Consider the following 14,027-nt stretch of genomic DNA (forward strand, 5'->3'; position numbering starts at 1 on the left):
TACGGATGTTCCGGGCGGAAAACGACCCGATTCTTGACCTTGTGCGCGGGAGGCGTAGAAGTGGCTGCAGAGTCTAGATGACGAGGTACCTGCAAGGTTCAGGTAAAGACTATGTATGATAAAGATGTTTGTATATCACACTCACTGGTGGGAGCACCATGTCTTCTGTATTTAAGCGACCTGACTACTATGACCGGCAGAAAGCAATTGCCCATCTGCGAGACTTTGCAAGGTTCTGGACCCAAGAACGTATTCAGCAATGGCGCGATGACAATATTAAGAACCAAGAAAAGCAGTACGCACAGCAGTTTTGGTCAGATCTTCTCAGCAGCTTTGGGATTATTCCTGAACGAATTAGCTTGTTCGAACGCAACGCGGAGCGCACCAGCACTGGGCGAAATGGATATATCGATTTCTTCATGTCTGGTATCGCTATTGGCGAGGCAAAGAGCCTTGGTGAAAATCTTGACGCGGCAGAGGATCAGCTTTTCGACTATCTTGATTCCATTAGCCAGAATGAGTACCCGAAATATGGCATGGTTTCTGATTTTGAGCGTATTCGTATTATTCGCCTAGACGGTTCCGAGCCAAAAGTTGAGCTTCTTACTCGCGATATTGCAGACTATTACGACTCATTTGTTTTTCTAATTGGTAAGGAAAGCGTATCAAGGCAGGAGCAGGAAGAAGCTTCGATTGTTGCGGCTGATCTTATGGCGGAGCTCTATACCTCGTTTCTAGGCGATGACACCGATATACCGGTGGGAGAGGATGCTCCGAAGGACGCTGAAGAAGAAGATGAGCGTGTACAGCAGACGTCGATTCTGATGACTCGCTTGCTTTTCCTGCTCTACGGTGATGATGCGGGTTTGTGGCCTGCCGATCTTTTTTATCGCTGGGTAGAGCAGGAGACGACGTCATCATCACTAGGGCCACAGTTAAACCAGCTTTTTCAGGTGTTAAATACTCCGCCAGCTCGCCGTTCTCATCGCATGAGTGATTTAATGGCGCAGTTCCCATACGTTAATGGCGGTATTTTCAAAGATTCGTTGGATGCTGAGTTCTTCACAGAAGAGAGCCGTGAAGCTCTCTTGGATGCATGTCGTTTTCAATGGAACCGAATTTCGGTTGCTATCTTTGGCGCTATGTTTCAGCTGGTCAAATCTAAAGAAGCACGTCGTGCTGCGGGCGAGCATTACACCAGCGAGAAGAATATCCTAAAGACTCTTGAACCGCTGTTCTTGAGCGAGTTCCGTGAAGAGGCAGACCGTCTAATTCGTAACAAGTCCACATCGTTGAAGGATTTCGATAATTTCCTCAACAATCTTTCAACCCACGTGTTCTGCGACCCAGCCTGTGGAGGCGGTAACTTCCTGAACCTTACGTATGCGAAACTACGTGAGATTGAGACGGACGTGTTGGTTGAGAAGCGTAACCGTGGCGGTGAGTTTACAGCTTCACTGGATATTTCTATTGACCAGCGTCTTTCTATCAATCAGTTCTATGGTTTTGAGATTAACTGGTGGGCGGCAAAGATTGCTGAAACCGCAATGTTCTTGGTAGACCACCAAGCGAACCTGCGTCTTGCACAGGCCCTTGGGGACGCCCCAAATCGCCTGCCGATTGAGATTGCTGCCCATATTATTCACGACAACGCGCTTCGTCTGGATTGGAAGAAAGCGATTCCTGAGCCAAAGGGGAAGACCTATATCTTTGGTAACCCTCCTTTCTTAGGAGACCATACGCGAACCGCAGAGCAGCTTGCAGACCTCCAGCATGCCTGGGGCTCATCAGTCCAGCTCTCTCGGTTAGATTTTGTAACCGGATGGCATGCGAAAGCTCTGGATTATTATAAGAACCGCACAGGAGAGTTCGCTTACGTAACCACTAACTCTATTACGCAGGGAGACCAAACTTCTCGATTATTTGACCCAATCTTTAAAGCGGGGTGGGTGATCAAATTTGCCCATCGAACCTTTGAATGGGATTCGGAAGCTCCTGGAAAAGCTGCGGTGCACTGTGTAATTATCGGGTTTACCCGGAATCAACAGGTGAAACCCCGGCTATGGGACTACGAACATCCTAAGGGAAACGCCATAGAACGTAAGGTCAAGACTGGTATCAACGCTTATCTAGTTGATGGTGCTAACGTTTTGGTCCGTAAACAGGGTATGCCTATTTCTAAGAATTTGCCTCCTGTTCAGTATGGTTCAAAACCAACTGATGATGGCAACTTTATTATTAGCAAAGAAGAGTATGTAAATCTTCAAAATGATCCAATTATTTCGAAGTATCTTCGCCCATACATCGGTTCTGCCGAGTTACTTCGAGGAACCGAACGTTGGTGCCTATGGCTGGTCGAGCTAGATCCGGCAGATGTAGCAAAAAGCCCCGAGCTGAAATCACGCATAGACGCTGTTAAAAAGTTCCGTTCGGAATCTAAGGCAAAATCCACCCAGGAATATCCCTACCATCATCTATTCCGTCAATTTGGAATTCACGATCAGGGGCGATTTATTGGCATCCCCGAAGTCAGCTCTAGCCGAAGGAAGTACCTTCCTGTCGCGTACTTTGACGAAAAAGTTATCATTTCGAATAAGGTTTATGGTGCTCCCGACGACGGTGGGCTGTTGTTTGCGATCGCGAGTTCTTCCATGTTTATTACTTGGATGAAAACTGTAGGAGGGCGGTTAAAGTCTGATATTAGCTTTTCCAGTACTGTGACGTGGAACAATTTTCCCTTACCTCTGCTTAGAGATTCTGACCGCCAGAAAATTATTGCCGCTGGCCAAAAAGTCTTGGAAGCGCGAGCACTCCAACCTAATGTTTCTCTAGCTAGCCAGTACGATCCGCGCGCTATGAAGCGTGAACTTCATAATGCTCATAAAGAGCTCGATAAAGTGGTTGATGTGGCTGTATTTGGTGCAAAACAGAGGTGCACTACTGATAAGCAGCGTCTAGAGATTTTGTTCCGGCACTACCTAGAGTTAATGCAAAGGCAAGGATAGTGAGTTGCAGCGGGAACGTGCTCCCTCTGGCTCGTTACTTAGCCAGCTTCGGAATGTTATTGGGTTCCTCGCGTGCTCGGAATAACGTCCCTCAGCGTCTCAACCGCCCCTGCCGTTCCGGGAGCGGCGGTTGAGACGCCTGAGTAATCACCCCGTCTGTGAGGCGAAGAGCCGGGCGAAATAGGAGTCGCGCGCCATCAACTCGGTGTAAGTGCCGGATTCGACGATTGCGCCCGCATCCATCACATAAATACGATCGGCGTGGCGGAGGGTCCAGGCGCGATGCGAGACCAAAATCGTCATGTGTCCCGCCGAAACCTCATGCAGGGAGGCAAAAATATCCTCCTCCGTTTCGGCATCAATCGCGCTGGTAGGTTCGTCCAGAATCCACAGGTCGGTATTGCGCAGAATCAGACGTGCAAGCGCGAGCCGCTGCCATTGCCCGCCCGATAGCCCAACGCCGCCCCACTGCTCACCCAGCTGTGTGTCCAAACCTTCCGGCAGGGCACGCACAAACTCGGTGGCGCGGGCCTTTCCGAGTGCGTCCCACAGCTGCTCGTCGGTTACAGAGCGCCCGGAAATCCCCATGAGGAGGTTCTGCCGAACCGTCAGCTCGTAGCGTCCAAAATCCTGGGTGAGAATAGTCGCCAGTCGGTGCCGTTCGGCGGGATATAGAGCATTCACCGGGGTGTTGTCGAAAAGAACACGCCCCTCGTGAGCGGCAAGCATGCCCAGAATCCCATGTACTAGCGTGGTCTTGCCCACACCGTTTGCCCCTACGAGCGCGACTGTTTGGCCGCGCTCAATCTCGAAGGATACCCCGCGCACCGCGGGTTTTTCAGCGTTGGGGTAGGTGATGGACAGGTTCTCGATGCGCACGCGGCTAAGCGGCGCATCAAGGGTAGTGACCGCCTTGCGGAAAGGATTTTCGGAGCCCTCCAGGAACTCTCGATACCGTGTAATTCCGTTAGCCCCGGCGCCGAGCGAGCTCATATCGTGACTCACTGCAGTCAGCGACATCATGGCGGAAAGTGCGCCCACTATCGCACCAGAGATGATACCCGCGCTCGCCCCGGAGGACACCAGAAAACCTAGCACACCCACCAGGAATACCGCGCACATTACCCCCGATATTACCTGCAAACGCAGGGCATATGCGGTAAGTTTCACCTCTTCGTCAGCGGCCAGCCCGCGTTGCCGGTTAGCCCGTGCCGCAAAGAACCAGCCTGCTTTCAGGGTCGAAAGTTCTTCGGCGGTATTCGGGTAGGCTATTTGGTTGGTAGCGTACCAGGCCCGGTGGTTATGCGTATAAATGCTGTCCCAGGCATGCTCGTTGCGCCGCGTGTACAGCCCCGCCACGAACGCCACCGGAATCAGGCAGAGCAGAAGGCATACCGCTGCCGCAGAGCTGACGCGAGCCACCATGACGCAGAGCGAACCCACCATAAGAAACGTGAAGAGAAGTACGCCGGTGCTGGTTACTTGGGTGTGCAGGTGACCGTTGGCGACCGCATCCTGAGCGACACGCGAGCGCTGCGAAAATGAGCCGCGCGAAATCTGTTCGGGGGTGAGGGAGGCGAGCCTGCGGGCGATCGCCCGAATACCTGTTTGCGCCATACCCGCCCGCAGTGACATATCCAGCGAATTAGACACTTGCTGCAGGGCAAGGTTACCCGCCAGCACGCCCCCGATTACGCCCGCCCACGTGAGTGCAGTGTGCGTATCCCCGGTGCTGAGCGAGTCGGTGATTGCGGCTATGAGGAACATCTGTACGCTGGGCAGAAACGAGAGCACTGTGAGAAGAGTGAACGAGCTGAATACAAGAATAGGATGCGCCCGCAGCGCATACCGCAGGGCCCAGAGAGTTTGTCTAATCGTTTTTAACACGATGGTGTCCCTTCTTTCGTGAACTCGGTGTCGTCTGCGGATTCGGCGCCGTCAGCAACCGGCAAGTCCGACGACGTGTGTTCCGGCGCATCCTCTATCTGTGAGGCGAAAATTTCGGCGAACCGCCCGCCAGCGCCTAATAGTTCGGCGTAGGTTCCTGATTCGACGATGGTTCCGTGATCCACCACATGAATGACATCCGCGTGTTTGAGAGTCCAGGCTCGATGTGAGACCAGAATCGTCATATGATCCGCCGCAACTTTACGCAGGGCAGCGAAAATCTGCTCTTCGGCGTGGGCATCGATAGCGCTGGTTGGTTCGTCCAGAATCCACAGGGCAGTGTTACGCAGGATCAGACGCGCCAATGCTAAACGCTGCCATTGCCCGCCCGATAGCCCGACCCCGCCCCACTGTTCACCCAGCTGTGTGTCTAAACCGGCAGGTAGAGTCTGCACGAATTCGGCGGCGCGGGCCTTTTCGAGCGCATCCCAGAGACACTGATTGTTTGGCGGTTCCTGGCCCTGCGCATGAGTGCCCAACAGCAGGTTTTCCCGCACGGTCAGCTCGTACCGCCCGTAGTCCTGGCTGAGCAGGGTGGTGTGCTTAAAAACCTGCTGCACGCTTAGCGACTCGACCGGAGTATCGTCGAAGAGCACGCTGCCCGCGGTAGTGGGAGTCAGTCCGAGAAGTCCGCGCACCAGCGTAGTTTTCCCCGCGCCACTGGCACCGACCAAAGCCACCATCTGCCCGCGTTTTATATGCAGGTTCACGCGGTGCAACGTTGGTGCATCCGCCCCGGGATAGGTGACGCTCAAATTGCGTACAGTGATCTCGCTCAGAGAATCACCGGTTGCGGGCGGATTATGATGCGTTGTCTCTGAAGCAAGCACGTAGCGCGGATTATCCACAAACGCGCGATACTGGGCAATCGACATCGCCCCGTTCGAGACTTGCCCGAAGGCGTAGCCAACATCCTGGGTGGCCGCGATACAGGTGAGCGTGCCCACCAGCGCACCGGCAATCTCGCCCGCGCTCGCCCCAGAACCGATCAGGCAGTAGAGCGCACCCATCAGCAACACCGAGCAGATGAACCCGGCGAACCCCACCACGATGCTGCGCACCGCCTCCAGATGATATTCCCGCCCGGTGGCACGATCTCGTGCCCGCGCCACACCGTCGGCGAAGAAACCACCGGCCCCTAGGGTCGCGATCTCGCGGGCTGTGCTGGGGTGGGTGAGCGCATCCAGAAAATATGCCTCTTCACGGCGGTCCTCATACACCTGCCCGTAGATGCGGTAGTCACGCTTCGCCAGCAGAACCATCGCGGCGGACAGCGGAACCATGCACCCCGCCACAAAGAACGCAGCCGGAAGGCTCGTACCTGCAATTGTCGCGCACAGCAGCAGAACCATCGCCACGGCGGCACAGAGAGTCACCACGGAATTTGCCTGCGTGGGAATCTCCTGCTTCGTAAGAGATTCACGGGCTGCACGAAGATGCTTCTGCATCTCGGGTTCACTCATCACCCCGGGATTCACCCGCGCCAGGGTGGTATTGAGCTTCTGATGCGCGGCGGCATTCACGCGCGCCTTCGTCATGATGAAGAGCGACATGCTTGCCCGCTGCACCAGAAGGTACGCCGCCACGAGGACGCCGATTACCGCGGCCCAGGTGAGTGATGTTGCAGTATCGCCGGAGGCCACCGAACCCACCGCAGCATTCACCAGTACCACCTGCGCACTCGGCATGAACGTGAGAAGCAGGGTCGTACAAACCGCGGCAAGGAAGGGAACGGACGCCGTGTGAAGGGTCATGCGGAACGCCCACGGGATGGAACGAAGAATGTTTAGCACGGTGCCTCCCTGAGGGTTTTTGCCGAAAGGCTGAGTGTGCGGTCGAGGCGGATGCGCTCGCAAAAATCCTCGTCGTGGCTAACGACGATGAGCGCGCCGGTGTAGGCATCGAGCGCCTGCACCAGCCAATCCACCGACGAAATATCTAGGTTATTCGTGGGCTCATCCAACAGAAGAAGCTGCGGCACCGGGTCGGTGAGCAGAACCGTCGCCAGCGCGGCACGAAAACGCTCACCCCCGGAAAGCTCCCCAATATGCTGATGCACGCTCTCGCGCCTGAACAACAGCCGCGCCAGTTGGTCGCGAAGATGCTGTTCGCTTGCCCCCGGGTTCGCCCGCTGCACGGTTTCAAGGAGGGTGCGTTCAGGGTCAAGCGTGATGCGCTGCGGCAGATACGCGGCGTTGCCCAGGCGGTAGAGCACCCGGTAAGCGGGCGGCACGGGAGAGTGGTATCCGGGCTTGTTCGCGTGCGCTATCGCGTTGAGAAGCACGGTCTTGCCGCTGCCGTTTGCTCCCGTGATGCGCAAATGCTCGGGCCCGGTCAGGGTAAGAGCCTCGGGAAAGTCTTGGCTGCGGGACGAATAATCAACTCCATAAGGTTGTGTTTCATGTGAAACAGTATTTTGGGTGTGCGCATTCTTAAATTCGGCACTCTGTTGCGCAGACGCGCAAGAGTCTTTCCCCACCCGCTGTAATTCCAGTACCTTCCGCCCCGCCGGGAGTGCATCCTGAGCAAGTTCCAGGTAGATACGCTCCTGCATGCGCAGGTTCTCTTGGGCTTCACTAACTGCCGCACGCGCATCCGCCACCATGCTTTCATGTGCCGTGCGAAGTTTTCCAGCAGAGCGCTCTGAACTGTTCTTATCCAGGCCCATCGCCAGGCCAGGTTTCCGCTTCGACCGCTCAAAATCGCGGCCTCGCCGAACGTTGCGATCGAGCTTAATCTGGTTTTCGACGCGCTCGCGTTCAGCCTTGCGCGCCTCATTTTTCGCCTCATTCACGCGGCGATGCACGGCGCTCTCCTCGGCCTTCCGCACCGCCCGGTAGGTGTTGTAGTTGCCCTCATATGTGCGCAGATGCGCCCGCCCCTCACGGTCGGCGTGCAGCTCGGCGATCGCGTTCATATGCGCGAGCAGGTCTCGGTCGTGGCTGATGATGAGCGCCGGGCAGGTGAGGGTTTCAAGAGCCGTGAAAAGCCGATTCTTCGCGGCGGAATCCAGGTTATTTGTGGGCTCATCCAGCAGAATAAACTCGGGGTTCGAGCGCAGAAGCGCGGCGAGGGCGGCAGTGACCGTCTGGCCGCCCGAAAAAGTGCTAAGGGGGCGCATCAGAAGGTCGCGAATGGCGTGCGGGTCGGCGGCATCCGTGGTGCGCGCAGGACTAAAACCGTGCTCGGCAAGGGTCGCAAGGGTGCGTTCTTCAATATCCCAGGCGTCGCCGATGGTGTCATAAAGGCTGGGGGAGTAGTCGCCCGATTCCAGCGCATCAAGCGCTCGCAGAATTTTTGTAATTCCAAAAATATCGGCAAGATGCTGATGCTCGCTCAACCCCAAATCTTGCGGCAGGTACGCTATGCGCGGTGGGGTGCTAATTGTGCCATGACTAGGCTTTATCTCGCCAAGAATAAGCCTGAAGAGGGTAGTTTTTCCGGTGCCGTTATCGCCGATAAGCCCGGTGAGCGGCGCGGAAAATACGGCGGAGAGGTCGGTGAAAAGCGGGGGTTCACCCGGATGCGCATACGAAATATGGTCGAATGTAATGTAGCGTGGCATGGGCCGAGTCCCTTCGAGTAGGTGCTCGGGTCCCCGGCAGCGCAGCGCGCGTTAGGTGTGAGGGCATGAAAAAACCCGAGCACGGTGTTTAGATACACGTAAGCCCGGGTAGTGGGGTGGGCACATAAAAGCGCTCTGACCTGGTATTTTGATCCGGGCTATGCTCGGGAGCTGTTCATGTGCTGGTGCCTCCTCGTGTGCCGATGCGCTTCCGTGCGCCTCGGTGGAATAGATAGGAACAATCCGGAATGTGACCCGGATAACCTCTAGTGTAGGGAGTGGCGATAGCGCCTGTCAATCATGGGGCGCATTAATCTTTTGGCTTGCACGCCACTATCGCCAGGTGGTCGCGGTGCCTTCCGGTGCTGCGGGTGTGAACTTCTTTCACCGTAAACCCAGCCTTCTCGCACAGTGCGGAAAACTCTGGAACGCTCACATAATAGGCGGTTGTCACGGCGTGTGCGAAGGGCAAACCGTGTTCGCCCAGAAACATCCCCAGAAGAAGGCTTCCTCCCGGAATCAACAGCCGATAGAACTCGGTGAGTGTGCCGGTAAGGTGAGCTGGCGGCGTGTGAATGAGCGAATACCAGGCAAGAATTCCCGCAAAAGACCCGTCAGTATAAGGCGTGTGTGCCATATCCATGACCTCGAAGTTAAGATTTGGGGCGCTAGAGGCGGCGCGGGCATGGGCAATAAATTCGGGAGTTACATCTATGCCTGTGACGAGCCGGTCTGCGGAGGCGAGCAGGCGCGCCCAATGCCCGGGGCCGCATCCGGCATCAAGAATACTGCCTGGCACGGATGCGCCCCACGACTTGATCAAGGCAATATCAGTCGGTTCCATCTGATCGAGTGACCCCAGCGCCTCACAATATTCTGCCGCCCGCGCCCCATACCTGCTGCTGACTGTCATTAGGCGATCCCTTTCCATATTGAGGCTGCAGAACGCGTATATACGCAGATAGCTTTATATTTACATATCCGTGCCTGCTGGCGGGAGGCTGACTTTGGACAAAGTGCCTCGTAAGCTCTGCTCGAACTCTCATAAAAATCGAACTCCGGCACCTTCAAAGATGCCGGAGCTCTGTTCCATCATAAGCTACTGTTGCTTACTAATTAAGCTCCTGGTAGCTGGTTTCAGGTATTTTCGGTTACTTGTCTCCATACCCAAAATCGGCAGAGAGATTGCAATGTGCGCTGGAGTAGCCATCTCCTGTAGCTTTCTGCTCATCTTTAACTTCGCCGTTAACGATGATTTTGCATGTTACTTCTACGCCTTCATCGAAGGAGCTAACGTCAAGGCTATAACCATCTTTGCGCTTAGTCTCTGCTTCTTGTTTCCACTCGTTCTCGAAATCTGCGCTGCTGGTGGAGCTTGAGAGGGATGGTCCGTAGGTCACATGCCCTTTACCAGTGGAGGTTGCTACTAGCTCAACTTTGATATCTTCGTCTGCATGAGCTGACGCAGAACTAATGGAATCTGACGCAGATTTTGCGCCAGCAAAAACTAGCGCTGAGCATCCTGCGAAAATAAGAAGAATGATCAGGCAGCCGCCACCAAGAAACCAGGGCCATATAGGTTTTTTCTTGGGTGCGGGCACAAGGTATTGAGGTACTGGAGGTTGAGACATCAGTGTTTTCCTTTGTAAGTGATCTGAGTGATAACGGCACCGGCCATTGGTACCGCAGTAATTATAGATCTCTGCGTGATGAGTATGTTTATTTGGTTTTTACAGTGTAGAGCAAGAAGCGTGACCGTATTTACCGGTGGCACTTTTCTCTGATTTAACTTTGCCGTCAATCATGAGTTTGCATGTGACGACCTGTGAATCATCAGAATTGAAAATGTCTCCACTAACGGAAACGCTGTAATAATCTCTCTTGCCAATTTCTTCGGTGTATGACCACGAGTCTTCAAATTTTGCTGTATTGAAAGAACCTGAGGCTCCATAGGAAACCTGTCCCGAGCCTGACGCGGTTACTTCGATGGTCACACTACGTGTATTTTTCTTTGTGGTTGTGTGAGTGTCTTGTGGCGGTTCTTCTTTCTTTTGTTTAGTGGGAGGTTGCGCGGCGGTGCTGCCTGAGGCTGCTTCTTCGGGCATGTGAGAAGAAGCGACAGCGGTGGGGCTTGTCGATGTTGACTTGCTAGGAGACGATGCGCCAATGACAGCTAATACTCCAACAATGACAAGGACAAGTGCCAATAGTCCGGCACATCCCAGGCAGCCTATGAGTGCGTAGGTGCCTGTCTTGTTAGGTTTGTTGAGTGGAGGTTGGTTACTGTAATAACTACCTTCCATTGGTGTATTCCTGTTCTACGCAGAGAACAAAAATATAATACTCCATCTACGAAAATTATTCATCAAGAAAAATTTTTCATGTCTGATATGAGGATTTTATGTCTGAAAAAGCTGATATAACGCTGAACTTGTCTTGACACCGTGCTTTAGTAAGAAGCTCACATGAAAACTTTTCATGTCTGGCTCTGTTATTTATGTGTAGACATCAAAATTTAATGTCTGAGAGTTCTTCGCTATCAATCGCCGCAGGATTTGCCATAGTAGCAAGGGTCCTTAGTGCAGGATTTTCTGCTAACCGAGACGTAATGACGTGGAGAGTACAAAAAAGGGAGCGTTTTCTTCATGCGATAGCACTTTACTGCTCCCGTATGAAGAAAACACCCCCGGATTTAGAGTGTCTGAGTATTCCAAGTTTTTGAACGTGGCACCAGTACTCCACGCGATCAAAATAACGACTCCTGAGCGACGCAGCTTGCCGTTCCCGGAACTCGTCTAAGACTCGCGGCGCTCGCGGTACATGCCCAGCGGGCCGGCATCCGCATAAGCCTGCGCCGTGTTGTAACGGTATAGGCGCGGCGGGCGGTGGCGGGTACCTTCAATGCGCCGCCCGGTATCAATAATCGACTTTGAGGCTGCAATCTGGCGGCGGAAATTCGCGGGATCCAGCGGGCGACCGAGAATTGCCTCGTACACCTCACGCAGCTGTGCCAACGTGAACTCATCGCCCAAGAATGAGTGCGCAATACGCGAATATTCGACCTTATTCTGCAGGCGGTACAGGGCGTACTCCACAATCTCGTTGTGGTCGAAAGCCAGCTCGGGAAGCTCATCTACCGGGAACCAGCGAATATTTTCGTGCACGCGAGTCTGTGAAACCTCAGTCGCCGGGATCGAGGCCCAATAAACCACCGAAACCACGCGCTCATGATCCGCCCCAGGCGCCGGAACCGGCGTGCCGTTGATGCGCGCCGCACGTGCCTCCGGGGCACGCAAAACATCACCGAACGCATACAGCTGCTCAAGGTACCCAGGCTCAAGACCGGTCGCGCGCTTGAGCGTGTACCCCGCCGCCTGCTCTAGAGACTGCTGGGACTGCAAGGGACCGCCGGGAAGCGCCCACTGTCCCTTATAAGGTTCGCGCAAGCGGCGCACCAGCGGCAGCCAAAGACTTGGGCGCGCACTATTCTTTTTGTGGCGTAATGCAAGAATCACGGTAGAAACCGCTAACGAAACCGAACTGTGGTCGGCCTCGTGTTCTTCGGGGACCTCAGCTGCGTAATGTGGTGATGAGTTCATCCATGACTCCTGTACTTATTTTTGTGTGCCCTATAACCATTTTAAGGGTAAAAACGGCGTTACACGACTTACGGCGCGCGCATCCGGCGGATACACGCGCTGCATGGTTGGACTCTTGAGGTAAAGCGGCTAATTCTCGATGTTCAGCTCGCCCATAGCGTCCCAACCGTCACCGTCGATCTGGCGGGAGATAATCTTCGGAGTCTCGCGCAGAGCCGGGCGCATATCGGTTATGGCTTGGGCGAAATGCGCGGAGTTCACATGAGCCGCCGCGCCGTCGTCCTCGAACGCCTCTACCAGCACGAACTCGTTCGGATCCTCAACGCTGCGCGACCACTCAAACCACTTGTTGCCGGGTTCGGCACGGGTTGCCTCGGTGAAGTCGCGGGTTAAATCCAGCCATTTTTCGGCGTATTCGGGCTTGACGGGAAATTTCACAACAATAAAAATCATGACGACTCCTAATACGCAAGATACGGAACACTTCTATTCTTTCACAGGATGCGCTCGTGCGGTCAGAGGCTCTAACGTGAGAGTAGGTTGGATTCCGCCGACAAGGTAGATTTTCCAACCTGCTCGGGCTAAAAACCACCTGCTCGCGGCTAGTCGTGGGGTGTTCACGGGCGTAGGGTTAAAGGTATGACTACTGCGCAGATAAAGTTCCTTGAGACTGACCCCGCCATGATCTCCGCCGAAACTACTCTGCGGGCGGCGGCGAGTGATGTGTACGCCCTAATTGCCGACCCCGCCCGCCATACCGAGCTTGACGGCGGCGGTTCGGTGCGCGGACTGATATCCGGCGACACCCCCGAACTGCGCGAAGGCGATACCTTCACCGAAAAAATGTTCCTGGGCATCCCATACCGTATGTCTCCCACGGTCGTGCGCGCCGAGAAGAACCAGATCCTCTCTTGGCGCATGCCTGCCGACCACTACTGGACCTGGGAGATCGCAGATAACCACGACGGCACCGTGACCGTGCGTGAAACCTGGGATGCTTCCGAAGCGAAAATTTTTGGGTTTATCCCTGCTGTGCCCGTATTCCGTACGGTTGGTGCGTTCGCGCGTAACCGCCGTAATATTGCGCTGTCGCTGGCGAAACTGCATCGCACCTTCGAGGGGTAGAGGCTGTTTCTTGCCTGCTTCTTCCCTGCGAGCAGATAGTATTTCGACGAAAAGATAGCAATCCGTTATCTGCTCGTCGAAATATTATCTGCTCGCGGTGTTATACCGCCGATACGAACATTACTGCGCCGCGCGCCTGAGAATGTCGAGCGCATCCAGCAGAATATCCCGATCGACCTTGATACGTTTGCGCGCCGCCGGGTTCGCCATGCCTCCCGCAAACGCCGCGCTGTAATACATGCCGTCCCCCAGCAGAAGCACGGTGCGCGCCATCTTATCGTCCCCAATCTCCGCGCGAATCAGCTCATACCACTGCCCCTGAATCTCATCCATGAGTTCGCGTGCCGCTGGGTTCTTATCCTGCGCCAGCCGCGAGAGGGCAACCAGGCATATATCGAATGGGGTGCCCTGAAAGGTTGAGGTGTTGATGTAATAGGCGCTGGCCCCTTCGGGTGCGGCGCGCATCTTCTCAAGGTCTTCGTCTGCGTAGGTGCGGGTGCGGTCTAAAAGCGCTTGGAAGAGCGCCTTTTTCGAGCCGAAATGATAGAGCAGGCCGCCCTTAGAAACTTTCGCTTGGGCGGCGACCGCATCAAGGGTGGCGGCACGTTCACCGGCCTGTACCAGCAGATGTTCATAAGCGTCTAAGATCTGCTCGCGCGAGTTGTTGGCGCGGGTCGCACGGGGTTCGGATGCGCTGGCTGGGGTAGTCATAATCACCATTTTACGGATTAGAAACTTTACCGTCTAGTTGGTATAGTTAGTGTGTCCGTGGTTGCCTGCGCGGCC

Annotated in this window: 11 protein-coding genes; 2 read left to right on the top strand and 9 right to left on the bottom strand. The window is 54.8% G+C overall.

Annotation, left to right across the window (positions count from 1 at the left end; translation table 11 throughout):
* Positions 1–158 precede the first annotated feature (158 nt).
* The gene (locus tag HMPREF0733_RS04585; RefSeq protein WP_013398200.1) at positions 159–3,005 is read left to right on the top strand and encodes a class I SAM-dependent DNA methyltransferase; all 2,847 of its coding nucleotides are present in this window, start codon (positions 159–161) and stop codon (positions 3,003–3,005) included.
* A 147-nt stretch (positions 3,006–3,152) separates the two neighbouring features.
* Here the strand turns inward: HMPREF0733_RS04585 and HMPREF0733_RS04590 are convergent, their stop codons facing one another.
* From HMPREF0733_RS04590 to HMPREF0733_RS04625, 8 genes are all read right to left on the bottom strand, one after another.
* The gene (locus tag HMPREF0733_RS04590; protein WP_013398201.1) at positions 3,153–4,892 is read right to left on the bottom strand and encodes an ABC transporter ATP-binding protein; all 1,740 of its coding nucleotides are present in this window, start codon (positions 4,890–4,892) and stop codon (positions 3,153–3,155) included.
* Positions 4,886–6,745, bottom strand: coding sequence for an ABC transporter ATP-binding protein (locus tag HMPREF0733_RS04595; RefSeq protein ID WP_041321651.1), 1,860 nt, complete (start codon positions 6,743–6,745; stop codon positions 4,886–4,888). Before HMPREF0733_RS04595 ends, HMPREF0733_RS04590 begins: the two co-directional genes overlap by 7 nt.
* The gene (locus HMPREF0733_RS04600; RefSeq protein WP_013398203.1) at positions 6,739–8,517 is read right to left on the bottom strand and encodes an ABC-F family ATP-binding cassette domain-containing protein; all 1,779 of its coding nucleotides are present in this window, start codon (positions 8,515–8,517) and stop codon (positions 6,739–6,741) included. Before HMPREF0733_RS04600 ends, HMPREF0733_RS04595 begins: the two co-directional genes overlap by 7 nt.
* 310 nt (positions 8,518–8,827) lie before the next feature.
* Positions 8,828–9,430 carry a class I SAM-dependent methyltransferase gene (locus HMPREF0733_RS04605; RefSeq protein ID WP_244864843.1) on the bottom strand — a complete coding sequence of 201 codons (603 nt, stop codon included), beginning with the start codon at positions 9,428–9,430 and terminating at the stop codon, positions 8,828–8,830.
* Between the two features lie 238 nt (positions 9,431–9,668).
* Positions 9,669–10,148, bottom strand: a complete 480-nt coding sequence (locus HMPREF0733_RS04610; protein ID WP_013398205.1) for a hypothetical protein — start codon at positions 10,146–10,148, stop codon at positions 9,669–9,671.
* A gap of 99 nt (positions 10,149–10,247) precedes the next feature.
* Positions 10,248–10,820, bottom strand: a complete 573-nt coding sequence (locus HMPREF0733_RS04615) for an MmpS family transport accessory protein (RefSeq protein WP_244864845.1) — start codon at positions 10,818–10,820, stop codon at positions 10,248–10,250.
* Between the two features lie 492 nt (positions 10,821–11,312).
* Positions 11,313–12,116 (bottom strand): NUDIX hydrolase, encoded by an 804-nt coding sequence (locus tag HMPREF0733_RS04620; RefSeq protein WP_004006338.1) that lies wholly within the window; start codon positions 12,114–12,116, stop codon positions 11,313–11,315.
* Between the two features lie 129 nt (positions 12,117–12,245).
* Entirely contained in the window at positions 12,246–12,569 is a 324-nt protein-coding gene (locus tag HMPREF0733_RS04625) for a putative quinol monooxygenase (RefSeq protein WP_013398207.1), read from the bottom strand.
* A 186-nt stretch (positions 12,570–12,755) separates the two neighbouring features.
* Between HMPREF0733_RS04625 and HMPREF0733_RS04630 the strand changes: the two genes are divergently transcribed.
* The gene (locus tag HMPREF0733_RS04630; RefSeq protein ID WP_013398208.1) at positions 12,756–13,241 is read left to right on the top strand and encodes an SRPBCC family protein; all 486 of its coding nucleotides are present in this window, start codon (positions 12,756–12,758) and stop codon (positions 13,239–13,241) included.
* A 120-nt stretch (positions 13,242–13,361) separates the two neighbouring features.
* Here the strand turns inward: HMPREF0733_RS04630 and HMPREF0733_RS04635 are convergent, their stop codons facing one another.
* The gene (locus tag HMPREF0733_RS04635) at positions 13,362–13,952 is read right to left on the bottom strand and encodes a TetR/AcrR family transcriptional regulator (protein ID WP_041321906.1); all 591 of its coding nucleotides are present in this window, start codon (positions 13,950–13,952) and stop codon (positions 13,362–13,364) included.
* Positions 13,953–14,027: the final 75 nt, after the last annotated feature.

This window comes from Rothia dentocariosa ATCC 17931 (genome assembly GCF_000164695.2).
Lineage (GTDB): Bacteria > Actinomycetota > Actinomycetes > Actinomycetales > Micrococcaceae > Rothia > Rothia dentocariosa.